This window comes from Pseudomonas rubra, from assembly GCF_028656935.1.
Classification (GTDB): domain Bacteria; phylum Pseudomonadota; class Gammaproteobacteria; order Pseudomonadales; family Pseudomonadaceae; genus Aquipseudomonas; species Aquipseudomonas rubra.
Window position 1 is genome coordinate 1 of record NZ_JAMDGZ010000052.1, and the last position, 24,578, is coordinate 24,578.

A 24,578-nucleotide genomic window follows, 5' to 3' on the forward strand; every position below is an offset into this window, starting at 1 on the left:
GTTGCAACGTGCCATGGCCTATGGGAGCGGCGTTGTTAGCCTTTGTGTAAGGCGAACCTATGCCGCGATAGACTAAGACCTCATAACCGCCCAGGCCCCTGCAAACGCGGCGCCCAGTCCTCCACCTCAACCTTCTCCAGGCGTCGTGACAAGGTCCTGCGCCAGGACTCAACCAACGGCAGCTCCAAACACTGGCGAATCACCTCAAGGTCGACCTGCTTGTCGAACAACACCGACGACAAGCGCGCCACCGACCATTGCGGGTGTGGCCGTTCGATCAGTTCGATGTTCTTCCCTGCCGCCAGCACGCCCTCTTCCAGCACCCGGTAGTACCAGCCGGTGCGGCCGCTCTGCTGGACACGCAGCGACATGTCCTTTACCCCAAAGCGATCGTTGAGTTTCCAGCACGGCATGCGCCCTTGGGAGATTTCCAGCAGAGCAGTGCCTGCACGAAAGCGATCGCCCAGGCACACGTTCTGTTCGGTCAGGCCAAGGGTGCTGAGGTTTTCACCGAAGGCACCCGGCGCTTGCAACAGTGCAAGCTCACCCAGCTCTGCCGCCCAGGCCGCGTAGTGTTCGCGCGGGTAGTGATGGATGGCCTTTTCGATCCCGCCATGCACGCGCAAGTCACCCTGCTCGTCGCCAGCCAGGCCCAGTTCGGTGACTGCGACCTCGCCGTCACGCGGGGTCTTGGCGATGGCGCTGGAGGAGCCTGGGCGGGTAAAGGGCACGGCGCGGCCGGTCAATACGCTTTGCAGTTGCAGGTGCTGTCCCAGCATGGGTGATTCACTCCTCTACAGGTTCGGCCAGCTGATGCTCTCGGCAAATCAGCTCGCGCTCTGGCGCGGTCAGCGGCTCCTGGGTCAGTTCACAGAAGCCGCCTTTGGTGGTGGTGCGATGGAAACGGCAGGTTTTGCACAGGCCAAAGCCCGGCACATTTTCATGGCGTTGGATGTTGCGCAGCAAGTCGCTGAGCAGGCCTTCGAGGGCCTGCGCCTGTGCGCCCATGCGCTGAGCTGCCGCGGCGAGAAAGTCCGGTGGCATCACCGAAGCCAGCAGCTCCCGGGCCGCTGGTGTCAGCGCCAGGTGCACGCTGCGCTTGTCCCGCACGTCCTGGGTCTTGACCAGCAAGCCCTTGGCCTCCAGGGCCTTGAGCGATTGCGAGACCGTGCCCTTGGTCAACCCCAGGTACTCGGTGACGGCCAACGGTGTGTTGGAGTAGCGATTGCAGCGCGCCAGGTAGAGCAAGGCACTGAGCTGTATCGGTTGCAGGTCGGCCAGCAGCGGGTGCTGGCGAAACCAGACGCGGGTCAGGCTGGAGAGCCGTTCCAACAGGTCGAATAGCACGCTTGAGCCTCGATCAATGACGTTGATAAATAGTATCGGATAGAAACTATATTGACAAAGGGCAGGAGCGGCATAGGATAAACGGTATCGATCCGACACCAACAGGAGATGACCATGAAACTTACCCTCGCCTTTACCTTGAGCCTGATCGCCGCCCAGGCCTGGGCCCATGAAACGCCCGGCATCAGCAGCGCCAAAGGCAATGCCGAGGCCGCCTTCGACCTGGTCCAGACCCGGGTCTTCAAACAAGGCGACAACCTTGTATTCGAGCAACTGGTCGACGGCCAGGCCGGCAGCCGCCTGCCCACGGCCAAGGGCAGCTTTGCCGGCGCCGAGGTCTACAGTTATGTCTGGCCTACCAGCCTGGACAGCAGCAGTGTCGGCTTTGAGGCCAAGGCCGGGATTCTCGCCCTGGCCCTGACCTCGCACCCGGACTTCGACGATACCCCGCAACTGGATGAAAACCGCGATGGCAAGAAAGACAACGACGGTGGCCTCTGGCATTCGCACTGGGTGGTATTGAGCAAGGACGACAGTTGCGGCCCGGGCGGGCTCAAGGTGCGCGACATTCCCGAGGGGGCGAAGCCCAAGCTGCCCGCTACCTGGCCCGGTGCACCGATCTACATCGACTCACCCGGCTATGACCTGCGCGTCAACCAGAATGCCGCGCGCATCAGCGTGCCGTTGGCCGCCGTGGGCTTCCCGCAGAGTTTCAACTACGACGGCGTGACCGCAGCGCTGAAGGTCAATGCCGACCTGCACAACCCGCTGTTGTGCGTCAGCAGCGTGTGGGACATCAGCTCCGGCGACCTGTCGCTGCCGGGCACCTGGAAGCTCAAGCAGCAGTGAACAACAGGAGAACCGCTAATCGTACCGTGGGCAAAAGGCTGGCATTTTGCTAGCCTTCGCGGATCTCCATCGATAAGCCGATAGCGCTCTCACCCCGTGTTGTCGCTATTGGCTATACACGAGAATCTGCCTTGAGTCGCACGAAGCTTATGCAACTTTTTGAGGACGAAGACTCCCGCGGTTACATCTGTATCGACTGCCTGGACGATTCCCTTCTCAAATCAATGTTCAGCAATCAACCCAACAAGCCATGCAGGGTATGCCAACACTCTGAGTATCCTGCGGTTCGCGTGCAACGCCTGGTAACCAGCTTGTTGCGAGTTATCCCTGAACGCTTCGCCCACGTGCAAATCACCCAAGGCGAGCAGTCAGGACAGTCGCTTGCGCAGGTTGTCGAATGCGTCATCGCCTGCCCTGGTACCGCGCTTTCTGAAGAAATGGCTGCAATGCTGATCGAGCATGACGGCAGTTTTTTCCATGAAGGCGCATCGTATTGCAGGATTCCCGGCGAACTGGACACAGCATCAGACCGCAGCGTGTTTCTGGCAAACCGCTGGCAATCCATTGCCGATGAGTTGACTCATCGCCAACGCTTTTTCAACGACCGCGCGCAGACGTTCTTTGCGAAATTGTTCGAAGAGGCCACGCAAGCCATCCGTCAGTCGTTGTTCGATCGAAACCCCGCCGTCACCACCCTGCTAAAACAGGGTAAACAACTGTATCGCGCGCGTCGCTTTGACCATGACACAGACTTCACGAACTTTCAGAAAGACCCGGGGTTGCACCTGGGCGCTCCACCCAAGCAAAGAGCAGGCGACAATCGCATGAACTGCGCCGGGATATCGTTGTTCTATGCGGCGCAGGACATCGCCACCAGCATTGCCGAAATTCGCCCCTCTGTTGGCGATCGGATTGCGCTGGCCAGGTTCAGGACCACACGCCCACTCAAACTGTTCGACTTCACCGGCCTTGACCGACCCCGCGAGCACCAACGCGTCAGCGACTTCAGCAGCAATTACGAAGAGCGCCGCATACTGCAAGCCTTGCTCAATGACCTGCACCGGCTGATCGCCCGCCCCGTTCGCCGGGACAGCTCCCACTATATTGTTACCCAGGCGATGGCCGAGTACCTCAACCACAAACACGAGGAAGCTTTTGACGGCATCAAGTTCAGTTCTTCGCAAAACGCAGGAGGGGTGAACATTGTGCTGTTCGCAGAGAGAGCAGAATCATCCGGGCAAGCTGTTGCCGAATGGGAGCCGGTCTTTCCCGTTGCCTTCGACGACCGATTGTGCCAGCACCAGGTCAAAGCGGTTCAATACCAAGGCGATTGGTAGCGCACGCTAGGCAAACAATCAACGGCCTCGCTATGCTGGAGGTCATGAACGCCAGCCTCCCTACTCGCACCCCCTGCCCGCCCGGCGCCTGTGACTGCGGCCGCGAAACGCTGCAGGATCCGCGCATCCTGCGGCTGACCCGCGAGGAAGAAAAACGCCTGCTGCAGCGCCTGGAAAATGTGCAGAGCCTGGCGGACCTGGAGCACATGCAGCAGCGTTTGTATGAGCAGTTGGGGATTCGTGTGCAGATCACCCCAAGCTTCAATGAGGTGCGGACCATGCGCGGTATCAGTATCCAGATTGAGGATCTGCCGGGCTTGTGCCGCAAGACCCGGCAGAGCATTCCGGCGGCGATCCGCCGGGCATTGGAGAAGCAGCCGGAGATTGCCTACCGGCTGCTCGATGCCCATGACCTGTTGCGCGATGCCTGACACAGCAGCGCGGGGCAAGCTGACTGCGACCTAAATATCCCGGCCGATAAAACTGTCCGGATCCTCCACCGCCACCCGCCGCCACTTCAGCAAGCGCCCGTCGATCGCCGCCAACCCCAGGGCAATCAGCCCCATACCGATAAAGTGCCTGGTCTCCAGACGCTCCCCCAGCACCAGCACGCCAAGCACGATGGCACTGAGCGGAATCAGGAAGGTCACCAGCATCAGGTTGGTCGCCCCGGCCGTGGCCAGGATACGAAAGAACACCACATAGGCCAGCGCGGTGGAAAGCAACACCAAACCGGCCACCGCCGCCCAGGTTGTCAGGCTTGGCGCGGTCAGCCTCCAGGGTAGGTCGATCAGCAACGCCAGCGGCACCAACAAGATGGCCGACGCACTGATCTGTCCGGTGGCAGTGATCAGCGGCGCCACCCCCATGACCTTGAAGCGCCGCCCGTAAACCCCGGCCACGGCGTATGACAAGGCCGCCGCCAACACCGCCAATTGTGCCCACAGGTTGCCGTCCAAGCCGGACCAAGCCGCCGAGCCAATCATGATCGCCACTCCGACAAAGCCCAGCGCAACACCGGCCAGCTTGTTGACGCTGATGTTTTCGTCCTCGGTCAGCAGGTGCGCAACGATCACCGCAAACAGCGGCGTGGTGGCATTGAGGATCGAGGCCAGGCCGCTGCCGATGCGGGCCTGGCCCCAGACGATCAGGCAGAATGGCAGCAGGTTGTTGAGCAGCCCCATGACCAAAAACGCCCGCCAGATCCGCCACTCTCGCGGCATGTACAGCCCCAGTAGCCGTACCAGCGCAAGCAGTACCAGCGCCGCCAGCCCCACGCGCAGCATCACCAGGGTCAAAGGCGGCAGTTCCTTCACGGCAATACCATTGAAGAAGAACGAACCGCCCCACAGTATCGACAGGGCAGTCAACAGGCCCCACTCCCTCAGGCTCATGACTTTGTTCATCGTGGCTAACTCCTCAAACGGGCGATCGAGATTGAGCTCTGCTAAGGTCAATCGGCAGCCTCTGGAGCTCTTCAATGCCAGTATTCAAGGGCACCAGCACCACGACAAACGAGCATTTTTCGCCAGATGATTGAGGTGAATTAAAGCATCATGACCCTACCCTCACTCAGCGCCTTGCGCGCCTTCGAAGCCGCCGCCCGGCATGTCAGTATCACCCTTGCCGCCCGCGAGTTGTGCGTCACCCCCGGTGCGGTCAGCCTGCAGATCAAGGAACTGGAAGCGGCCCTGGGCGTGCGGTTGTTCGTCCGCCGCCCGCGCAGCCTCAGCCTCACCCCGGAGGGCGAGGACTATTTCGCGACCCTGCGCAGCGCCTTTCGCATGATTCGTGAGGCCACCAGTGCCCTCACTACTCGCGCCAGGCAACAGGTACTGACGCTGAGTTGCACACCCGGGTTTGCCGTACAGTGGCTGCTGCCACGGCTAGGCGGTTTCGAGGCGCAGCAGAGCGGTGTCGATGTACGCATCAGCGCCTGCAAGCGCCTGGTGGATTTCGCCCGCGACGGCATCGACCTGGCGGTGCGTCATGGCTATGGCCGCTATGACGGGCTGGTCGCCGAACGCTTGCTGGACGATGATCTGGTGCCGGTGTGCAGCCCGCACTTGCGCAACATCCACGCCCTGCACCAACCCAACGACCTTGCCAGCGTGCACCTGCTGCACGATGAGCACCGCCACGACTGGCGGATGTGGCTGGATGCAGCCAGGGCGCCACAGGTGCAGGCCAGTGGCGGTACCTTGTTCGTAGACAGCAACGGCACGATTGAAGCGGCCAAGGCGGGGCTCGGCGTGGCGCTGGTGCGCCGCGGCTTTGTGCAGCGGGAGCTGGATGAAGGCATGCTGGTGACGCCCTTTGCACAGGGCATCGCCAGTGAGCTGGCGTATTACCTGGTGTACCCGGCGACGGCACTGGAACGGCCGCAGGTGGCCGGGTTTCGTCAGTGGTTGCTGGCTTGTCGCTAGCAGGGATTGCTTTGCAGCCCATCGCCGGGCAAGTCGGTCTTACCAGTTATAGGTCAGGTCAGTGGTAATGGTCCGCCCTTCGCCGTAGTAGCAATCCACATCACTGGTGCAACGGCTGACATAGACCTTGTCTTCGAGGTTCTGCAGGTTGACCTGCAGTTTCACGCCCTTCAGACGCAACGGCGACTGCTGCAAGTCGTAGGAGAGCATGCCGTCGTACACGGTGTAGGACGGAATGCTGAAGTGATCCTCGGCCCAGTCGGTACCGTCACTGCCACGCACGTAACGCGCACCCAGGCCCATGCCGAGGCCTGCAAGCGGCGTGTCGCCGGTAAAGTGATAATCCAGCCACAACGATGCGGTCATCGGCGGCGTACCGGAAGGGTGGCGGCCCTCGCGGCCATCGTTGTCCTTGGTGTAGACCACATCGTTACGCGACACCGATGCGATCAGGCCCAGGTTGTCGGTCAGGTTGGCCTTGCCTTCAAGCTCGACCCCGCGTGAACGCAGTTCGCCGACCTGGCTGTTACTGCCGGGGTTGGCAACATCGCTGGTGAGCACGTTCTGCTGTTTGATCTCGTAGACCGATAGCTGGATGAAGCTATCCTGGCCCGGCGGTTGATACTTGATACCGGCCTCGACCTGCTTGCCGGTGGACGGCTCGAAGGGTTTGTGCGCGTAGTCGGCACCGGCAAGCGGCAGGAAGGACTCGGAATAGCTCAGGTACGGCGTGACACCGTTGTCAAAGGCGTAACCAAGGCCGGCTCGGCCGGTGAATTTCTCATCCTTGGAGCTGCTCGGACGCTCATTCGACAGGGGCTCCTTGTTGACCGCCTCAGCCCAGTCGTAACGTCCCCCCAGGGTCAGGAACCACTGATCCCATTTGAGCTGATCCTGCACGTACAGGCCGGTCTGGCGAATGGTGCGATCCCACTTGTACGGCTGAGCGAAGTTCAGCGCCTGACCGTACACCGGTTTGTACAGATCGATGATTGGCGGATTGCGGTCGTATCTGCCGAGGAACTGCGAGTTGGAGTGGTAGTAATCAACGCCGATCAACAGGGTATGGGCGAGGTCGAAGGTGTTGAATTTGGCCTGGGCCATGTTGTCGATGCCGAACACCTTGTTGCGTTGCGCCCAGTCCACGCCATAGCGGGTCATGGCGCTCTGGTCGTCGGCCCCGGTAACCGGGTTGGGCACGAAGGCGTAACCGTGCAGCGGCGCCCGGAATTTGTCGTCGACGTAGGCGTAGCGGGTGTTTTGTTTGAGGGTCCAGACGTCGTCCAGTTCATGGCTGATTTCATAGCCGAAGGTGTATTGCTCGCGATCGTAGGAATTGACCCCCGGCTCACCGATGAATCGGCTGCGCTTGATTCGCCCGTTGGGGCTGGCGAACACCGTGCCCACCGCAGGCAGGCCCTGGGCTTCAGGTACGCCGTTGTCGCGCTGGTAGTGGCCGTATACGGTCAGGCGGGTCTGCTCGTTGGGGCTCCAGGTCAGGCTCGGGGCAATCATGTAGCGCTGCTGCTCGACGTAGTCGATCTCGCCGTTCTTATCCAGGCCCATGCCAGTCACGCGGTACTGGTACTCACCCTGGTCATCCACTGGGCCGGCAAAGTCGAAAGCGCCGTAACGCCGGTCCTGGCTGCCGCCACCAAGCTTGACTTCATGCAGCGGCGTGGCGGTCGGGCGCTTGGAGACCATGTTGATCAAACCGCCGGGCTGGTTCTGCCCATAGAGCACCGAAGCCGGGCCCTTCATCACCTCGATGCGCTCCAGGGCATAGGGGTCGATCTGCAGCGCACCCCCGGTACTGCCACCGCCGTACGGCAGGTGCAGGCCGTCCAGGTACAGCGGCGTCGGGCTGAAGCCTCGGGAGGTGGGTTCGTCGAAAACCCCCACGCGGTCGGAGAAACCGCCACCGGTGATCCCCGGGGTGTAGCGCAGGGCCTGGGTGACCGTCTGCGAGCCCAGCGACGTGATTTCGTCCTGGGTGATGACGTTGATGGTCTGCGGCACTTCCAGCACCGAGGTATCGGTCTTGGTTGCCGTGCCGGTGCGCTTGGCCACATAACCCTGGACCGGGCCCCAGGCCGTTTCACCGGCAGTGGAGACGATCTGCGTCAGGCCCAGTTCCAGCGCCCCGCTCTGCTCGGCGGGCAGCAGGTTCCAGGTGCCGCCGGCGGTAATGTTGAGGTTAAGGCCGGTGCCATTCAAGGCCTGGGTTGCCGCTTGCTCGGGCGTGAACTGGCCGTTGACCGCCGCCGATTGCTTGCCCTGCAGCAGCGTAGGCTTGACCGACAGCACCCGGCCAGACTGGCGGGCGATGCGACTGAGGGCTTCGCCCAGGTCACCGGCCGGGATATCAAAGCGTTGGCTGGCGCTGATGCTGCTGTCGGTTTGCGCCAGGGCCAGCAGCGGCGCGCTGCTGCCCAGGGCAATGGCAAGGGCCAGCAGGCTGGGTCGGATCATGGAGTCGGGCATGGAAGTGTTGGCTCGTTGGAGGTTGTTGTCCATAACGAGGACACGCCAGTGATCGAACCCCCTCAGGGAAATCGAAATTATTTTTATTTAGATCACGTCGATACGGGTCAGCCAGCCGCCAAAGTTGTCGACACGGATCGGCAGGGTCTCGGCCAGGGAACGCAAGGTGCGCTCACTGTCGTCCAGCGGAAAGCTGCCGTAGACGCGCACCTGCGCAGCTTGCGGGCTGATGCGCAGTAGCCCGGCGCGGTACGGGCGCAAGGCCTCGATCAGCTCGCCCAGGGGTTCGTCACGCACATCCAGGCGGCCCTCGGTCCAGTTCGCACGGGTTCGTAGCGATGCAGCCAGCAGATGGCTGGCATGACCGTCAAAAGCAAAGGCCTGGCCCTCCTCCACGCGCTGGGCGGGTGCGCTGCCGCTTCTGAGCAGGACGCTGTGCTGCTGCACCGCGACCAGGCTCTGGCGCTCTTCCTGGCGCACGCTAAAGCGTGTGCCCAGGGCTTGAACCTGGCCTTCACGGGTAGCGACGATAAAGGGCCGCCCCGGTTCTGCACGGACATCGGCTTGCAGCTCACCCTCGCGCAGCAGCACCAGCCGCTGCCCGGCGCTAAAGCGCACATCTACCGCACTGCGCGCGTTCAGGCACAAACGCGAACCATCGGTCAGGGTGAAGGTGCGGCGCTCACCGGTGCCGGTACGCAGGTCGGCAAGCAGATCGCCCAGCGGCGTCAAGCGATTGCCGATCGCGCCGGCGCCCAACCCCAGCAGCACCATCGCCAGACCGCCGCCCAATGCCTTGCGCCGCGACGGCGAAGGCAAGGCGCGCAAGCTGCGGCTGGCCATGGCCAGTTGGCCGGGGTTGCGCTGCTCGGCCTGCTGCAAGTCGGCCAGGGGTTCACCGAGCAAGGCGTTGACCCGCTGCCAGGCGGCTTGATGGCCGGGCGACTGCTTGAGCCAGGTGTTGAACGCCAGCAGCAACGGGCTGCAGGCAGGAGCGTTCTCCAGCTTGAGCAGCCAGTCCACCGCTTCGTGGGTGGCGCGGTCCAGTTGCATATTGCTCATTCGGGCCTCGCACTCAGGCAATGCAGGAAGGCCCGGCGCAAGTCGCGTTCGACCGTGGCCAGTGACACCCCCAACTGCTCGGCGATGGCCGGCTGGCCCATGCCTTCCAGGCGGTGGAGGATGAATGCATGCCGCACGCGCACCGGCAAGCCATCGAGCAGGCGGTCGATCTCGGCCAGGGCTTCGCGCACCAGCAGCACGTCTTCGGCCGACGGCATGCAGTATTCGGGCAGGCACGCCAGCTCATCGAGGTAGGCCTGCTCCAGCGCCCGGCGGCGAAACAGGTTGCTCAGCAGCCGACGGGCGACGGTGGCGAGGAACGCACGGGGCTCTTCCAGGGCGGGCAAGGCGCTGCTGCCCATGGCCCGGACGAAGGTGTCCTGGGCCAGGTCCGCCGCATCGTGTGGGCAGTTCAGCCGACGGTACAGCCAGGCGCGCAACCAGCGATGATGGTCACTGTAGAGGTGGGCGACGATGGCCTTGGAGTCGACAGAGCTCGGCACGAGAGTGATCACACATTAATGGTAATTACTCTCATTATCATGATGCTGAGGTGATTGCACAATCCCCTATCGCCGCGCCTACTGATCCTGCCCCGCCACCACCGTTGCCAGCCTTTGTGGCTGCACCACCCGGGCGAACGCCGCCTGCACCTGTGCAGGTGTCACCGCCTCAAGCTGTTGCTGCCACCTCACCAGGGTATCGTCCGGCAGCTGATTCAAGGCAATCTGCGCGACATGTTCAAGCACGCGCTCGCGGCGGGTAGCGGCAAAATACTCCAATTGACGGGCCTTGGCCTGAGCCAGTTCCTCTGCGCTCGGGCCCTCGCTGACAAAGCGCGCCAAGGCCTCGCGAGCCGCCTCTTCAGCCTGCTGCTGGTACCCGGCGGGGACCTCCAGGGACATCACCAACGCCCCGCCCTGTTGGCCCATGTCGAAATAGCTGGACGATTGCCAACTCACATCCCCGCCCAGTTTCTCCCCCAGCGCACGGTTGAGCCGCGTCGGCCAGTGCTCGCCACCGAGAATGTCGCTGCCCAGCAGCAACGGGAAAAAGTCCGGCGTTGTCCGAGACACTGCCGGTTGGCCGATCTGAATCCAGATCGTGCCTTGTTGCGGCTGCAGTTGTTGGCGGCTGGCCTGGCTCAGCGCCTGCACCGTGGGCAGCGCTGGTAAAGCCTTGCAGCCGGCTTGTGGCAAACGTCCAAGCGCTGCGCTGGCCACGGCATCGGCTTGCGCCCGGTCCAGGTTGCCAACCAGGCTGACCGTGGCCCGGCAAGGCAACATCATGGCGCTGTAGTGGGCACGCAGATCGCTCATGCCAGTGCGCTCGACCATGGCCGGCGTCAGGGCATAGCCGAACGGCAGCGCGTACTCATAGAGGTTGACCTGTTTACTGCGCTGCAACCCCGGGCGGGTCACTTCGCGGCCATAGGGGTGCTCGCCATACAGCGCCTGGGCAAAGCGCTCCCCTACGCCTGCAAAGCGCCGGGTGCTTTCGCCGTTGACCTGGCGAATGAAGTACGGCTTGGCCTGCAACCAGACGCTACCGGCAAAGGCCGGCTCGGCAATCTGCCGGCCCAGCAGGCCCGCAGCTTCGGTTTGACGTTGGGCGTCGGCGTCGGTGATCCTGAGGAGGTAGCTGAAGCGATCGGCATCGACCTGGGTGTTCAACTCGCTGTTCACGCGCATCCAGGCCATTTGCACGGCATTGACGTTCAATGCCGGATCATCGCCCTGGGCGCGAATCCCCGCTGTGGCCAATGCTGCGCCGAGCACCGCCAGGCCCGGTTGCTCGACCGGGTCGCGGCGGCTGCCGGCATCGAAATCGACCTGGATCTGCAGGTCACTTGCCTCGCTTTGTGGCAACAGGTAGACCCGCGCGCCGTTGGGCTGGGTCCAGTGTTCAATGGCCAGGTTGTCGGCCGCCAGGACCGGGGCCATTGCGCTCAATCCAAAGGCGCAGGTGAAAAGTCGTTCCATCAAGGTCATAGCGATTACTCAAAAGGCCAGGGCGCGGACGCTACGCACTTGGCTGCGGCAGATCAAGCCTGGGCAGCGATCGAGACTGCACTGGCCTCATCGCGGGGCAAGCCCGCTCCCACCGAGACCCGCGCTGACCGGGTGGGAGCAACTGTCTTGATGAAAATCTAAAAAGCTTGCGCGATCTCTGTGGGAGCGGGCTTGCCCCGCGAACACGGGCGCAGCCCGTGCCCGCCCGCGCGGCGCATCGCCGGCAAGGCCGGCTCCCACACTTGTTGCAACGTGCCATGGCCTGTGAGAGCGGCGTTGTCAGCCTGATTACAGCAACTGGCGCTTGACCGCCTCATCCAGCGTGCTTTGGGTCAGTTGCCGGACCAGCGCGCTGGTGTCCTGCTGGAACGGAATCCCGACGATCAGCACCAGGTGCATCCAGGTGCGTACCGACTCACTCTTGCGAATGCGCCCCAGCTCCTTGCCATCCTTGTCCTTGAACACGGTGTCGAGGGTGAAGGTGTTGCGCGCCGTGGTCGGGATGACGAGGAAGGTCACGCCGGTGATGATCGCCGAGGCCATGCTGAACTGTTCATGGTTGGTCAAGGTCGATTCAGCGTAGATGTCCGCCGCGACCTTGTCGGTGCTCACCCGGGCAAAGCGCCCGGACTGATTGTAGGTTTCGACCAATGCGCGCTCCCACGCCTCGGCCGGTTTGCCGGCGATGGCATTGGCCTGGCCACGGTTGACCTGGTATTGCGCGGTGGTGCGCACATAGGCAGTGGGCTTTACCGCCTGTGCCTGCGCTTGTGGCGGCCAGCTCTGCACCGGCGCCAGTTCGTGTTGCGAATAGGAGACACAACCGGTCAGCAGCACAGCGCCGAGCAGCAGATTGGCCTTGATGATACGCAGCATGGGGTGGTTCCTTGAAATCATTGTTTAGCCAGTTTCAGCGTGGCGTCGTCGAGCAGCTTGGCGACCACCTCGTTCAGTTGCGGCGCACCCAGGGTTGGCGCCCAGTATTCGCGACGGTACAGGCCGACATTGCGCTCCAGCTTGAGCACCTGGTGCGAGCTGGCCAGGGCCTTGCCGTTGCGGTCCTCGATCACCAGGTCACCGGCAACATCAAAGGTGTCTACGTAGATTGGCCCGTTGACCCAGATCCACACGGTCAGGGTCAGCAAGGCACCGAGCACGTAGCCTGGGTGGGGCCCGCGATGGCCCTTGAGCGAGGTCATGTTGAACTTGAGCAGCACATCCTGCTCATCCAGACGGGTCGGGTACTGACTGACCTGTTTGAAGTACTTGCCAGCCGCGACGTACTGATCAAGCTGCACGGTCAGCGAGCGGCTGATGGCCTTGCGCGTGGCCTCGTCGATACCCGGCGAGGTGACGGCTACATCGGCGACTTGCGCCGTGCGTGGGCTGGTGTTGGCAGCAGGATGTTGCGGGGCGGCCAGGGGGCCGGTGACGTTGTAGGAGACGCAGCCGGTCATCGCCAGGGTGGCGATGACGGCGCTAGCCTGAAGCAGCTTTCTGAGCATGGAATGTCCTTATTTGGCGCGTAGTGCCAGAGCGCTTCGGCGCAGGCCGGGGAAACTTGAGGCGCAGGTTCAGAAGTCCACCGACGCCGACATCAGCAGCGTGCGCGGCGCGCCCAACCCGCCCGACAGGCCGCTGCCATCACCGCCGCTCCAGGAGCCCAGCCAGTAGGCCTTGTTGGCAACGTTCTGCAACGTGGCGCGCAAGGTCACAGGCTTGGTAGCTATGCGGGTGGTGTAGCGGGTGCCGAGGTCGAAGGTGGTGTACGACGGCAGCGACAAGCGATGATCATCGGTGACGTATCGCTCGCCGGTGTAGCTGAGGTTACCGGTCAGGGTCAGGCCGGTAATGCTGTCGAGGTCGTATTCAGTGCCCAGCTTGGCCAGCACCTTGGGCACGCCGGTAACCTGATTGCCCTCATTGTCGGCAATGCGTGCCTTGGTCAGCTCGGCCTTGGTGTAGGAGGCGCCGCCCAGCAGGCGCAAGCCCGGTTGTACTTCACCGAAGAAATTCCACTCAACGCCACGGTTGCGCTGCTCACCGTAGACGCCGAACAGATTGGTCACAGGGTCAGTGTAGGCGCTGGGTTTTTCGATCTGGAACAGGCTCAGGGTGGTGGCCAGATAGCCCAGGTCAAGCTTGCTGCCCACTTCGTACTGCTTGGTCTGGAACGGCTTCATGATGTCGCCGGCGTTGGCCGCAGTGTCGGGGGCCGAGGCGCCCTGGCTGAGGCCTTCGATGTAGTTGGCGTACACCGAGACGTTATCCGTGACCTTGACCAGCAAGGCAGTGGCCGGGGACAACCGGCTTTCATCGTAACTTGCGGTCTTGGCCCCGGTGCGGCCGTAGTTGCTGCTCTGCACATTCTGCTGACGCGCGCCGACGGTCCATTGCACGCGGTCTTCGGCAAACGACAGGGTGTCGACCAGGGCGTAGCTGCCAAGCTTGGCTTCGGTTTTCGAGGTGGTCGCACCAAAACCGCTCAAATCCGGCGCAGGGCCGAAATCCAGGTTGTAGTAGTTGGTGCGGGCGTGACCGAAAAACGCCGCATCCTTGAAGCTATTCTTGGAACTGAAGCGGCTCGCGGCCAGGCTCCAGGCATGGTTGACCGGGCCGGTGGCGAAGTGGCCCTTGAGGCCGATTTCGCCAGACTTCTGCGTGCCGTCGCGGGCCGAACGAATGGCCGTGGCATCGATGTCGCCGGCATCGTTGAGCAGCATGTCGCGGGTCATCAGGGCGTCATAACCGCCGTCGCGCTGACCCCAGGCGCCGTATGCTGTGATGGCCTCGCTGAGGTCGAACTCGCCACGCAACACCAGGGTCTCGGTGTCATTGACGGTGTAGCCCCACTCCGGTGCCAGAGAATGATTACCCTTCTTCGGCGTCGGCACCCGGTTGACCGTGTTGGCAATCGAGGATATGCCAAAGTAGTTGACGCCATCCATGCGCTCGCGCTGCTTGTAGAGGTCGGCGGACAACCGGGCGCGCTCACCTCGCCAATCCATGGCCAGGGATGACAGTTCCATCTTGTGTTGCTGGTCGTCCACCGCCGTATCACCGTCACGGTACACACCGTTGAAGCGCACACCGAACTGCTTCTGCTCGCCGAAGCGTTGCCCGACATCGGCATGCACGCCACCAAGGCCACGCGACTCATAGGTTGTGGTCAAACGTGCCAGTGGCTCGTCGCCCGCACGCTTGGGCACGATATTGATACTGCCGGCGACACTGCCGTCCGGCGGCATGCCATTGAGCAGCGCCGAAGGCCCCTTGAGCACCTCGACCCGCTCGGCAAGTTCGGTGGAACCACGCATGTTCGGCGCCATGCCGATCAGGCCATTGAAGGTGATGTCGTTGGCGGTGGTGGAGAAGCCGCGAATGAAGAACGTCTCGTAGTTGCTGCGCTTGCTCGGTACATACACCGACGGGTCGGTTGCGCCGATCACCGCACCGATGTCCTGGGCCTGACGGTTTTGCACGTACTCCTCGGTGTAGGCGACCGTGTTGAACGGCGTCTCCATGAAGTCCTTGTTGCCCAGCAGGCCGACGCGGCTGCCGGAGGCCACCTGGCCGCCAGCATAGGCCGGCGGCAGGTTGCCGGTGGCAGCCACGCTGCTCTGGATCATGGTTTGCGGCAGGGCGACATCTGCTTCGCCGTCGCCGCTGACAACCAGGGTGTAGCTGCCATTGGCCTGGCGCACCGCCAGCAGGCCATGGCCCTGCAACAACGCAGCAAAACCTTCGTCGATGCTGTAGCTACCCGCCAGCCCCGGGCTCTGCTTGCCCTGCAGCAGCACGGCATCGACGGTCAGTTCAATCCCGGCACTGGCGGCAAAGGCGTTCAGGGCCTGGGACAGCGAGCCTGCCGCCACACTGAAGCCGTGACGTGTATCCGCCGCAGTCCCAGCCGTTTGCGCCTGTGCCGTTACCGGCACCAGGCCAAGGGATCCGGCGCCCAGTCCCAGGCACAGCGCCAGCCGCCAGGCTACAAGGTTGCGTGCACGGCTCACGGCCGCTTCTGGATGCTGAACACTGAAAGGGACAAGGTATTGAGAACGGCGTTCCGGCATGCTGGACTCCTGTGCGCTCGGAAGGATAAGTGACGCTCACTGTGTCTTCCGAACCAGAACGCCAAAGCCTCAATCGAAACAATAATCATTTTAAAACTATTGCAAATACCCTCGAGCAACCTCGTCGATGACATTGCCCAGGCAGGTCACGCTCGCCGTGCACAGGTACCAGGTCTGGGCATCGACAAACACCACGCGGCCGTTTTTCCAGGCTTTGGTCTGGCGCAGCAAGGGGTTGTCCAGGCTGCTGCTGTTTAGGGCCGGGCGACGCTCCATCACCGCCGTGCGGTCGACCACATAGAGAATGTCGGGGTCGGCCTGCTGGATGAACTCGTTGGAAATCGGCTGGCCGTGCAGGCCGGCCTCGATCTCGCCGCCAGCAGGCTTGACGCCCAGGGTGTCGAAGACAAAGCCGTAGCGAGACTTGACCCCATAGGCGGTGAAGGCGCCATTGTTATGCATCACGATCAGGGCCTTCTCCGACCGCCCCGCCGTCACCTGCCGGGCCTGCGCTACCTTGGCGTCGAGGGCATCGGCCTTTTGCTTTGCCAACTGTTCTTTGCCGAACACCCGGCCGAGGGTCAACAGGTGTTCGCGGGCCACGGCGATGACATTGCCCTGCTGGTTGCTCAGGTCGACATCAAAGTGCAGGGTCGGGGCAATCTCGGCCAGTTGCGCATAACTGTGCGCCTGAATCGGTGAGATCAGAATCAGGTCGGGCTTGAGCCTGTGCACGCGCTCAAGGTTGGGCTGCACCGTGGCGCCGACGTCCACCACCTTCGGGTCGTCCTGGTATTGGCGCAGAAACGGCGCGACGTAATCCTTGGCGATACCCGCCACCGGCACGCCCAACTGGTCGAGGGTATCGAGTTCGCTCATGTCGAAGGCAACCACCCGCTCCGGCCGCTTGTTGATCACCGTGGTGCCCAGCGCATGCTCGATGGTGATCGGCGCGTACTGCCCTGCTGCCTGGGCCTGCACCGCCTGCGGCTGGTCGCAACCGGGCAAGACGCTGGTCAACGCCAGCATCGCTGCCAGCGTCCAGCGCGGCTGTGGCTTATCCCTGTTCATGTTCACGCTCCTGATCCGATGGGTTGAAGTAGTTGCAAACAAAACCCCGCTCGCTGCGCAGGATTTCAAAGTCCAGGCCATACAACGCCTGCAGTCGCGACCGGGTGACCACCTCGGCGACCGGGCCGCAGAAACGCACCGCGCCGCCCTGCAGGGCGAGGATATGGTCGGAGTAGTTGGCGGCGAAGTTGATGTCGTGCACCACCAGGATCACCGTGCGGCCCTGTTCGTCACACAGCCTTCGCAAGGCACGCATGATCTGCACGGCATGCTTCATGTCGAGGTTGTTGAGTGGCTCGTCCAACAGCAGGTAATCGGTTTGCTGGGCAATGGTCATGGCCAGGAACGCCATCTGCCGCTGGCCACCGCTGAGCTCGTCGATGTAGGCGCCGCGCAGGTGGTCGAGGCCAAGAAAGCCGATGGCCGTGTCGATCTGTTGCCGGTCCTCCTCATTCAAGGCGCCACGACTGTGGGGAAAGCGGCCAAAAGCGACCAGTTCCTCAAGGGTCAGGCGCAGGCTGAACTGCGGGTGCTGGCGCAAGGTCGCAACCTGCCGGGCGTATTCGCTGACCCGGTAGTGCGCGGCGTTACGGCCGTTGATGAGAATCTCGCCACTGCACGGCTTGAGCAGGCGCGCAATCAGCATCAGCAGCGTGCTCTTGCCGGCGCCATTGGGACCGATCAGTGACGTCAGCTGGCGCGTCGGAAACTGTACGCTGACGTTGTGCAACACGGTCTTGCCGGCATACGCCTTGTGAATGTGTTTGAGCGTGATCATGCATCCCCCCGGCTACGAATCATCAGCGCGAGGAAGTACGCGCCGCACACCAGGTTGACGAGGATGCCCACCGTGGTTTTGTAGTTGAACACCTGCTCCACCAGAAACTGGGCGACGATGAACAGGCTGATGGCGATGGCGCAGCCCAATGGCAAGGTCAGCCGGTGGCGGCTGCTTCGCGCCAACGCATAGGTGATGTTGGCCACGAAAATGCCCATGAACGCCGTGGGTCCGAGCAGGCTGGTGGACACCGCCACCAGTATGGCGATCAGTGCCAGGTACAGGCGCACGTAGCGCGGGTAGTCGACCCCCAGCGACAGCGCCTGATCGCGGCCCAAGGCAAGCACATCGAGGCTCGGCAGGGTCTTGAAGCCGACCACCCCCACCCCCAGCACCAGTGCGCCCGAGTACAGCAACTGCTGGCCATCGGCGCGGTTGAACGAGGTGTAGGCAAACCCCTGCAGCACGGAGAACTCGCCCGGGCTGATACGCAGTTGAATGAACTGGGTGAAGGTCGTCAGCACCAGGGTCAGTACCAGCCCGAACAACAGCAGGAAATACAGGTTGTTCTTGCCGTTACCCAGCAGCCAACGGTGCAGGGCCCAGGAGTAGCCGAGCATGCACAGCATCGACAGCAGCACGTTGCCGTGGTGGCCAAGCAGGGCCAGGCTGGCGCTGCCCAGGGTCAGGATCAACAGGGCCTGCAGCAGTAGATAGAGAGCCTCGTAACCCATGATCGCCGGGGTCAGGATGCGGTTGCCGGTGATGCTCTGGAAAGCAATCGACGACCAGGCGACGCACACCCCGCCAAGCACCATCGCCGCCAGGCGCAACAAGCGCCGAGGAATCACATAGGCCAGGTCCAGGCCCGAGCCGACCAGCACGAAGGCCAGGGCCAGGGCGATGAGCAACGGCCAGATGGCGTGTCGGATGATCGCGCTGTTCATCGCCGCGTCCAGAGGATCAGCGCCAGGAACAGCACCCCACCCAGGCCACCTGCGGTGAGGCCGATGGGCACCTCGAAGGGGTAGATCAGCACGCGCCCGAGGATGTCACAGGCCACCAGCAGCGACGCCCCGCTCAAGGCAATGATCGGCAGCGTGCGTTGCAGGTTTTCACCGAACTGCAGGGCGACCAGGTTGGGAATCACCAGGCCGACAAACGGGATCGCCCCCACGCAAATAACCGTGACTGACACCGTCACCGACACCAGCAACAGACCCAGCGAGGCAGTCGCCACATAGTTGATACCCAGGTTACGCGCGGTGTCCTGGCCCATGCCCAGTACGGTAAAGCGTTGGGCGTAGAGGTAGGTCAGCAGCACGATCGGCAGGATCAGGTAGATCACCTCGTAGTTGCCCTGCACGACCCTGGAGAAGTCTCCCAGCAACCAGCCCTGCATGTTCTGCAGGATGTTATGGCGATAGGCGTGGAATTCGGCGATGGCGCTGAGCACGCTGCCGTACATCAGGCCGATAACCGGTACCAACACGCTGTGCTGTACACGCAGGCGGCCGATGATGGCCACGAACAGCAAGCTGCAGGCGAAACAGAACACCAGGGCGAACAGCATACGGCCCAGGGCGCCCGCCTCGGGCGTCAGGGTCAGCGCCAGGAGGATGCCCAGTTTGGCCGCATCCAGACCGCCGGTGGTGGCGGGTTCGACGAACTTGTTGCGCACGATATGCTGCAGGATCACCCCGCACAGCGACAGCCCGACCCCGGCCAACACCAACGCGGCCAGGCGCGGCAGGCGGCTTGCAGTCAAGGTCAACCAGGCGTCCGTGCTGCCAGCAAACAGCTGCGCCCAGGACAGCTGCTTGACGCCCACCAGCAAGGACACACTGCACAACAGCACAAACAGCAGGGGCAAGGCACGTCGAATCAAGTCAGGCCCTGCTCATCAACCGGTTGCGCCGCAGCAATCCGCCAGCCTTTGGCGGCCTGGCGCTGGGCCAGGTAGTGCGCGTATCGTCCCTGGGCTTCGGCCAATTGCGCAGGTGTGCCCTGCTCGACGATCCGCCCCTGGTCGAGTACCAGTACCTGGTCGGCCATGACCACAGTGGACAACTGATGGGCAATCACGATCAGCGTACGCTTGCCGCGCAAATGCGCCAGGGTCTGGCTGATGGCTGCCTGGTTTTGCGCATCCAGTGCCGCGGTCGCCTCGTCCACCAGCAGGATCGGGGAATCTTTGATCAGCGCCCGGGCGATGGCGATACGTTGCCGTTCACCGCCCGACAATCGCGCCCCACCCTCGCCCACCGGGGTCCACAAGCCTTGCGGCAGGCGCTCGATGATCTCGTCGACGCCCGCCTGGCACGCCGCCTCTAGCACCTGAGCGGTGCTCGCGCCTGGTTTGCCGAGACGAATGTTGTCGGCGATGCTGCCCTGGAACAGGTAGGTGTCCTGGAAAATCTGGCTGATCTGCGCCGCCAGTTGCTCGGCCGTCATCTGCCGCACGTCGACACCGCCCACCCGCACGCTGCCGGCACTGGCGTCAAAGAACCGCGCGATCAGCCGCACCAGCGTAGTTTTACCGGAGCCCGAGGCACCGACCAGCGCCGTCATGCTGCCCGGTTCCAGCCGCAGGCTGACGCCTTGCAGCACCTCGGGCCGACCCGCGCCGTAGCTAAAATGAACATCGGTCAACTCCACCGAAGCGTCCACTGGTGCTTGCCCGACAACGGGTTCAGCCAACGGCTGCGCGGCAAGAATCTCGGCCACCGCCTCGAGCTGGACGCCGGCGCCGCGCAGGGTTTCGCCATAGCCGGCTACCTCCAGCAACGGCTCGATGAAGCGATTGACCAGCAGCAGCGCAACGCACACGGCAATCACCGATGCCTGCGTCAACGCGCCCTCCATCCACACCAGCGCCGCAATCAACAAAGCGGCAAACACCGCCTGCACCAGCCACAGGTTGAGCACTGCCGAGGTTGCCGACATTCGAATCAAGCGCGAGGCCGCTGCGTGCTGCTGGTCGATCGCCTGCTGCAGGAAGCGCGTGCTGTTGCCGCCGGTAAACGCCCGCAGCACCGCCTGGGCCTGGGCGAACTCGACCATGCGCTGGCTGGCCTCGGCGGCGCTGCGCTGGTAGGCCTGGTCGGCGCGCCGGCCCAAGCGTGCGCTGTAAACCTGCACCCACGCCAGCAACGGCAGAGCCAACAGGGCAATCACAGCCAAGGGCCAGTGCAGCATGAATAACGCCACCACCAGCACCAGCGGCGTTACCGCGCCACTGACCACCGGGGTGAAGACATGCGCAGGCAGTTGCGCCACTGCCATCATGCCTTGGGTGACCACATGGTTGAGGCGCGCGGTGTTTTCCGGGGTGAACCAGCCCAGCGGCAAGCGCGCCACATGGTCGCCAATGCGCTGACGTCCGCCTTGCAGTACCGCTACGCCCACGGCGACGCCGGCTTTGTCCAGGCGCCGGCGCATCGCCCAGCACACAGCCATGCTCAGCACCAGGAGCACCAACCACTGCGCTGCAGCTGCGGTATCACCGGCCAACAGCGCACTGAGCACCGGTGCCAGGGTGCAAATGCTCAACCCGCACAGCAGGCCGTAGCCGATGGCCATGGACAGGTAGCGGCGAAACACCCGCGCGTCATCGCCCAACAAACGGATAAAGGTCTTCAGCATGTCGGCAACGCCTGTTCAGAAGTCTGTCCGTAAGCGCCCAGCGCCCACAGCCGGGCATAACGGCCGCCGAGGGCGAGCAATTGGGCGTGCTTGCCCTGCTCGATGATCCGGCCCTGCTCAAGGACAATGATCTGGTCGGCGTGCATCACTGTGTCGAGACGGTGGGCGATCACCAGCAGCGTGCACCCCTGGGCGAAAGCCGACAGCGCTTGCGCGATGGCAAGCTCGCTCGAGGCATCGACCGCTGCGGTGGCCTCGTCCAGTACCAGCAGCGGCGGATCCAGCAACACCGCGCGGGCAATGCTCACGCGCTGCTGCTCGCCCCCGGACAACTGCGCATCTTCGCCGAACACCGACTGGTAACCACGCGGCAGGCGCAGGATGCAGTCGTGAATGTTGGCGGCGCGGGCAGCGGCCTCGATCTCTTGCTGGCTGGCATCGGGCCGGCCCAGGGCGATGTTTTCGCTGATGCTGGCATGAATCAGGCGCACCTCCTGCAGGACGAAGCCAATGCGTCGGTACAGCTCGCGGCTGTCGAGGTGGCGCAGGTCGACACCGCCCAGCGTGATGCGGCCCTGATCCGGGTCAAAGAAGCGCAGCAACAGCCGCGCCAGGGTCGACTTGCCACTGCCCGAGGCGCCGACAATAGCCGTCACCGTGCCCGGTGCCAGGCGCAGGTTGATATCGATCAGCACCGGCTGCTGCGGGTCATAGCCATAGCTCAGGTGCTCCACGTATACCTGGCCATCGCTGGGCAGTTGCTGCTGCTCGGGCGCAGGCTGCTCCAGCACCGGCGTTGCCAGCAGCGCATGGAGCCGCTGGGCGGCGCCGGTGGCGTTGTTGAGATCATGGGTGATGTAGCTCAGCAGCATCAGCGGCGCCGAGATCCCCGGGGCGACGATGGCGAACGGCAATACTTGCAGCGCGCTGATCCAGCCAAGGCTGACCAACAAGGTGCCGAAGACCAGCACCACGCCGAGCACTGCAACCGGCGCGATCATGGCGTTGGCATTGGCCATGGTGCCCACCAGCGGCCGGGTGAACGCGGTGAAGGCCGCACTGAACTCATCCACCGCCTCGCGGTAGCTGTCATGGGCTTTGCCGGTGGCGCCAAAGGCCTTGACCACGGGAATGCCGTGGACGAATTCGACCACCGCAGTGTTGATCCGTGTGAGCCGGCTGACAAAGTCCTGCATGTTCGCCCCGCTGGCCTTGGTCGCCTTGGCAAAGAACAGGAAAAACCCAGGGAACGGCAACAGTGCGATGATCGCCATACGCCAGTCGATGGCAAACAGGTAAAGCGCCGAAATCAGGATCGCGCCAACGCAGCGCCCGGCCGTGGTGTAGAAATGCGCGGTCAAGCTGTGCAAGGTACCGATATCGTCCTGCATCGCCTGCTTGACCTCACCCGATGCCCGCGCGCTGAACCAGCCCAGCGGCACCTGGGCCAAGCGCGCAGTGATCGCCAGGCGCAGGTGGCGGGTGATGTGGTTGTCGGCCAGGTGGGCAATGGCCTCGCCCACTGACATCAACAGCAAGCCCAGGAGCAGGCACGCCAGGCTCGCACCGACGGCCCAGGCCACCTCGCCACGTGCCTGCGACCAGCCACTCTCGCCCGCACCGAGGGCAATATTGGCGATGTGGGCAATGGCCGCCAAAGGCACCAGCGCGAGCATGCTGCCCAGCCCGGCCAACAGAGCGGCAAGCGTCAAACGCCCGCGAATGGGGTGCAAGACTTGCGAAACCGCTGCCCTTCCATTGGGCAGGCTCGCATCCTGGTTACTCATGGCGTCTCCCTGACGGACCGTGAAGATGGTCACTCTTACCTGTCTTCCGAACGAGAAGGTAAAAACCTCAAGGGCATTCGAAAAAAGAGTTGCCCTGGCCCGTCAACAGTCAGCGCACCCCGCCCACCGTCACCCAGTAGCGGGTGCGCCGTTGCACATTCACCGGCAGCGCCTGGGCCAGGTTGTGCAACGCCCGGTCGGTATCACGCAAGGGGAACACGCCGCTGACCTTGAGTTGGGCGACCTCCTCGGCGCAGCGCAACACGCCGCGGCGGTAACGCGCCAGCTCCTGGATCAGCTCGCCCAACGGCATGTTGTCGGCTACCAGCACACCTTTCACCCACGCACCCACGCTGTCGGCTACTGCAACCGGCTCCTGGACCCGGCTACGCGAGAAGCATGCGCCCTGCCCCGCATCGATGCGCCTGCCGGCGGCGTCGGCACACTGCGGATTAACCTGCACCGCGCCTTCGAACACCGAGATTCGGGTGCTGTCATCCGTCAGCCGCACGCTGAAGCGAGTACCCAGGGCCTGTACCTTGCCGTGCGGGCTCTGTACCCGTAACGGCCGGGGCGAGCTGGCCGGGTCATGGGCGCTGGTCAGCAGGATCTCGCCAGCGCGCAGGATCAGCAGTCGTTCATGCTCGGTAAAACGCACATCGATCGCCGAGGCCGAGGCCAGCACCACCTGGGTGCCATCCGCCAGCACGAGCGGACGAATCTCCCCGGTGCCCGTACCGTACTCGGCACTGGCCAGTTGCCAGGCCTGGCTACTGCGGACCGCGTAACTCAGGCCACCGGCGCCAAGCAGCAACCCCAGCAGTTGCACCGCTCGGCGGCGACTCAGGTCCGGGGTGGCGATCGGTTCGCGCAAGGTGTGGTGGGCAATTTCGCCCGGTACGCAGTGCAACTTGTCTTCGAAGGCCTGCAAGCGGCTCCAGGCGAGTTCATGCTGGGGGTGCTCGGCACGCCAGCGCAGGCAAGCGGCCTTGTCCGCGTCGCTGGCATCATCGGCCCACAGGCGCGCCATCCATAGCGCAGCCTGCTCCACGACCTCAACGGCAACTTCATCTCTGGGCATCTGCGGTTCAACGCCCCGCGCCGTGCAACGCCTGATAGCAGGCCAACAGGCCGGCGGCAATGTACTTCTCCACCGATGACACCGACACCTGCAGTTCGCTGGCAATCTGGCGATAACTCATGCCATCGAGCTTGCACAGCAACAGCGCCTTGCGCGCGTTGCTCGACAGGCTGTGCAATACCGCATCGATCTCGATCAGCGCCTCGATCGCCAGGGCACGGGTTTCTTCACAGGGCGCCAGTGCTTCGGGCAAAAGCGCCAGTGCCTGTAGGTAGGCGGTCTCAATGTGCCGACGCCGGTACAGGTCGATCACCAGGCCGTTGGCGATCTGCGTGAGATGGCGTCGGGAGTCTTGCGCAGGCGGCAGCTGGCCCTTCTTCATCAGCTGGAAATAGACGTCGTGGGCAAGGTCTGCGGCATCGAAGGCATTACCCAGTTTGCGCCGCAGCAGGCTGCGCAACCAGGTGCTGTGGTTGACGTACAGCTGCTCAACTTGTTGCCGAAATGCGATCTCTGCGCTGAACACGTGCCTCTCCTGCGCCTGATGGCCAGGGTCAGTTCGGCACACAGGCTAATTGATAACGATTTGCAATACTATCGACTCCTCAATGCCGGTGCAATCCTGC

The 24,578-nt window shown here is 63.3% G+C and carries 22 protein-coding genes; 4 read left to right on the forward strand and 18 right to left on the reverse strand.

Going from position 1 to position 24,578, the window contains the following annotated elements:
* Window positions 1-80: 80 nt before the first annotated feature.
* Both M5G17_RS22110 and M5G17_RS22115 read right to left on the reverse strand, forming a co-directional pair.
* A complete protein-coding gene (locus M5G17_RS22110) occupies window positions 81-779 on the reverse strand; it encodes an MOSC domain-containing protein (RefSeq protein WP_273895010.1) in 699 nt (232 codons plus the stop codon).
* A 7-nt stretch (window positions 780-786) separates the two neighbouring features.
* Window positions 787-1,347, reverse strand: a complete 561-nt coding sequence (locus M5G17_RS22115) for a MarR family winged helix-turn-helix transcriptional regulator (RefSeq protein WP_273895011.1) — start codon at window positions 1,345-1,347, stop codon at window positions 787-789.
* Between the two features lie 114 nt (window positions 1,348-1,461).
* Here M5G17_RS22115 and M5G17_RS22120 point away from each other — a divergent pair, with 114 nt between their 5' ends.
* From M5G17_RS22120 to M5G17_RS22130, 3 genes are all read left to right on the forward strand, one after another.
* Window positions 1,462-2,196 carry a hypothetical protein gene (locus tag M5G17_RS22120; RefSeq protein ID WP_273895012.1) on the forward strand — a complete coding sequence of 245 codons (735 nt, stop codon included), beginning with the start codon at window positions 1,462-1,464 and terminating at the stop codon, window positions 2,194-2,196.
* A 149-nt stretch (window positions 2,197-2,345) separates the two neighbouring features.
* Entirely contained in the window at window positions 2,346-3,533 is a 1,188-nt protein-coding gene (locus M5G17_RS22125) for an RES family NAD+ phosphorylase (protein WP_273895014.1), read from the forward strand.
* 44 nt (window positions 3,534-3,577) lie between these two features.
* Window positions 3,578-3,964 carry a hypothetical protein gene (locus M5G17_RS22130; protein ID WP_273895015.1) on the forward strand — a complete coding sequence of 129 codons (387 nt, stop codon included), beginning with the start codon at window positions 3,578-3,580 and terminating at the stop codon, window positions 3,962-3,964.
* A gap of 30 nt (window positions 3,965-3,994) precedes the next feature.
* Here the strand turns inward: M5G17_RS22130 and M5G17_RS22135 are convergent, their stop codons facing one another.
* A complete protein-coding gene (locus M5G17_RS22135) occupies window positions 3,995-4,939 on the reverse strand; it encodes a DMT family transporter (RefSeq protein ID WP_273895016.1) in 945 nt (314 codons plus the stop codon).
* Window positions 4,940-5,089: 150 nt separating this feature from the next.
* On the opposite strand from M5G17_RS22135, the gene gcvA reads away from it, so the two are divergent.
* Complete coding sequence (gcvA, locus tag M5G17_RS22140) at window positions 5,090-5,959, forward strand: transcriptional regulator GcvA (protein ID WP_273895017.1); 870 nt, start codon at window positions 5,090-5,092, stop codon at window positions 5,957-5,959.
* A 39-nt stretch (window positions 5,960-5,998) separates the two neighbouring features.
* On the opposite strand, the gene M5G17_RS22145 is transcribed toward gcvA, so the two are convergent.
* The 15 genes from M5G17_RS22145 to M5G17_RS22215 form a co-directional block, all read right to left on the reverse strand.
* On the reverse strand, window positions 5,999-8,443 hold the full coding sequence (locus M5G17_RS22145) for a TonB-dependent siderophore receptor (protein WP_273895019.1): 2,445 nt from the start codon (window positions 8,441-8,443) through the stop codon (window positions 5,999-6,001).
* Window positions 8,444-8,530: 87 nt separating this feature from the next.
* A complete protein-coding gene (locus M5G17_RS22150) occupies window positions 8,531-9,505 on the reverse strand; it encodes a FecR domain-containing protein (protein ID WP_273895021.1) in 975 nt (324 codons plus the stop codon).
* On the reverse strand, window positions 9,502-10,008 hold the full coding sequence (locus M5G17_RS22155) for a sigma-70 family RNA polymerase sigma factor (protein ID WP_273895023.1): 507 nt from the start codon (window positions 10,006-10,008) through the stop codon (window positions 9,502-9,504). The genes M5G17_RS22150 and M5G17_RS22155 overlap by 4 nt, the downstream gene beginning before the upstream one ends.
* Window positions 10,009-10,086: 78 nt before the next feature.
* Window positions 10,087-11,448, reverse strand: coding sequence for a M16 family metallopeptidase (locus M5G17_RS22160; protein WP_273895025.1), 1,362 nt, complete (start codon window positions 11,446-11,448; stop codon window positions 10,087-10,089).
* A gap of 357 nt (window positions 11,449-11,805) precedes the next feature.
* Window positions 11,806-12,393, reverse strand: coding sequence for a hypothetical protein (locus tag M5G17_RS22165; RefSeq protein ID WP_273895027.1), 588 nt, complete (start codon window positions 12,391-12,393; stop codon window positions 11,806-11,808).
* Between the two features lie 17 nt (window positions 12,394-12,410).
* Window positions 12,411-13,022, reverse strand: coding sequence for a hypothetical protein (locus M5G17_RS22170; RefSeq protein WP_273895029.1), 612 nt, complete (start codon window positions 13,020-13,022; stop codon window positions 12,411-12,413).
* A gap of 69 nt (window positions 13,023-13,091) precedes the next feature.
* A complete protein-coding gene (locus tag M5G17_RS22175) occupies window positions 13,092-15,530 on the reverse strand; it encodes a TonB-dependent receptor (RefSeq protein WP_273895030.1) in 2,439 nt (812 codons plus the stop codon).
* A 156-nt stretch (window positions 15,531-15,686) separates the two neighbouring features.
* Window positions 15,687-16,619 carry a siderophore ABC transporter substrate-binding protein gene (locus M5G17_RS22180; RefSeq protein ID WP_420793330.1) on the reverse strand — a complete coding sequence of 311 codons (933 nt, stop codon included), beginning with the start codon at window positions 16,617-16,619 and terminating at the stop codon, window positions 15,687-15,689.
* A 28-nt stretch (window positions 16,620-16,647) separates the two neighbouring features.
* Entirely contained in the window at window positions 16,648-17,439 is a 792-nt protein-coding gene (locus M5G17_RS22185) for an iron ABC transporter ATP-binding protein (protein WP_273895032.1), read from the reverse strand.
* On the reverse strand, window positions 17,436-18,386 hold the full coding sequence (locus M5G17_RS22190) for an iron chelate uptake ABC transporter family permease subunit (RefSeq protein WP_273895033.1): 951 nt from the start codon (window positions 18,384-18,386) through the stop codon (window positions 17,436-17,438). The genes M5G17_RS22185 and M5G17_RS22190 overlap by 4 nt, the downstream gene beginning before the upstream one ends.
* Window positions 18,383-19,327: an ABC transporter permease gene (locus tag M5G17_RS22195; RefSeq protein WP_420793325.1), complete on the reverse strand. Its 945-nt coding sequence runs from the start codon at window positions 19,325-19,327 to the stop codon at window positions 18,383-18,385. The genes M5G17_RS22190 and M5G17_RS22195 overlap by 4 nt, the downstream gene beginning before the upstream one ends.
* Window positions 19,324-21,084 (reverse strand): ABC transporter ATP-binding protein, encoded by a 1,761-nt coding sequence (locus tag M5G17_RS22200; RefSeq protein ID WP_273895034.1) that lies wholly within the window; start codon window positions 21,082-21,084, stop codon window positions 19,324-19,326. The genes M5G17_RS22195 and M5G17_RS22200 overlap by 4 nt, the downstream gene beginning before the upstream one ends.
* A complete protein-coding gene (locus tag M5G17_RS22205; protein ID WP_273895036.1) occupies window positions 21,078-22,871 on the reverse strand; it encodes an ABC transporter ATP-binding protein in 1,794 nt (597 codons plus the stop codon). The genes M5G17_RS22200 and M5G17_RS22205 overlap by 7 nt, the downstream gene beginning before the upstream one ends.
* A 109-nt stretch (window positions 22,872-22,980) precedes the next feature.
* Window positions 22,981-23,952, reverse strand: a complete 972-nt coding sequence (locus M5G17_RS22210; RefSeq protein WP_273895038.1) for a FecR domain-containing protein — start codon at window positions 23,950-23,952, stop codon at window positions 22,981-22,983.
* A gap of 7 nt (window positions 23,953-23,959) precedes the next feature.
* Complete coding sequence (locus M5G17_RS22215) at window positions 23,960-24,478, reverse strand: sigma-70 family RNA polymerase sigma factor (RefSeq protein WP_273895039.1); 519 nt, start codon at window positions 24,476-24,478, stop codon at window positions 23,960-23,962.
* Window positions 24,479-24,578 lie beyond the last annotated feature (100 nt).

Bases quoted from the DNA above. Each gene is read 5' to 3' on its own strand.
- M5G17_RS22135 (WP_273895016.1), bottom strand. From the start codon at position 4,939: ATGAACAAAGTCATGAGCCTGAGGGAGTGGGGCCTGTTGACTGCCCTG.
- M5G17_RS22190 (WP_273895033.1), bottom strand. From the start codon at position 18,386: ATGAACAGCGCGATCATCCGACACGCCATCTGGCCGTTGCTCATCGCC.
- M5G17_RS22165 (WP_273895027.1), bottom strand. From the start codon at position 12,393: ATGCTGCGTATCATCAAGGCCAATCTGCTGCTCGGCGCTGTGCTGCTG.
- M5G17_RS22160 (WP_273895025.1), bottom strand. From the start codon at position 11,448: ATGGCCCCGGTCCTGGCGGCCGACAACCTGGCCATTGAACACTGGACC.
- M5G17_RS22120 (WP_273895012.1), top strand. From the start codon at position 1,462: ATGAAACTTACCCTCGCCTTTACCTTGAGCCTGATCGCCGCCCAGGCC.
- M5G17_RS22170 (WP_273895029.1), bottom strand. From the start codon at position 13,022: ATGCTCAGAAAGCTGCTTCAGGCTAGCGCCGTCATCGCCACCCTGGCG.
- M5G17_RS22125 (WP_273895014.1), top strand. From the start codon at position 2,346: ATGCAACTTTTTGAGGACGAAGACTCCCGCGGTTACATCTGTATCGAC.
- M5G17_RS22205 (WP_273895036.1), bottom strand. From the start codon at position 22,871: ATGAGTAACCAGGATGCGAGCCTGCCCAATGGAAGGGCAGCGGTTTCG.
- gcvA (WP_273895017.1), top strand. From the start codon at position 5,090: ATGACCCTACCCTCACTCAGCGCCTTGCGCGCCTTCGAAGCCGCCGCC.
- M5G17_RS22130 (WP_273895015.1), top strand. From the start codon at position 3,578: ATGAACGCCAGCCTCCCTACTCGCACCCCCTGCCCGCCCGGCGCCTGT.
- M5G17_RS22185 (WP_273895032.1), bottom strand. From the start codon at position 17,439: ATGATCACGCTCAAACACATTCACAAGGCGTATGCCGGCAAGACCGTG.
- M5G17_RS22200 (WP_273895034.1), bottom strand. From the start codon at position 21,084: ATGCTGAAGACCTTTATCCGTTTGTTGGGCGATGACGCGCGGGTGTTT.
- M5G17_RS22210 (WP_273895038.1), bottom strand. From the start codon at position 23,952: ATGCCCAGAGATGAAGTTGCCGTTGAGGTCGTGGAGCAGGCTGCGCTA.
- M5G17_RS22180 (WP_420793330.1), bottom strand. From the start codon at position 16,619: ATGCTGGCGTTGACCAGCGTCTTGCCCGGTTGCGACCAGCCGCAGGCG.
- M5G17_RS22110 (WP_273895010.1), bottom strand. From the start codon at position 779: ATGCTGGGACAGCACCTGCAACTGCAAAGCGTATTGACCGGCCGCGCC.
- M5G17_RS22150 (WP_273895021.1), bottom strand. From the start codon at position 9,505: ATGAGCAATATGCAACTGGACCGCGCCACCCACGAAGCGGTGGACTGG.
- M5G17_RS22145 (WP_273895019.1), bottom strand. From the start codon at position 8,443: ATGCCCGACTCCATGATCCGACCCAGCCTGCTGGCCCTTGCCATTGCC.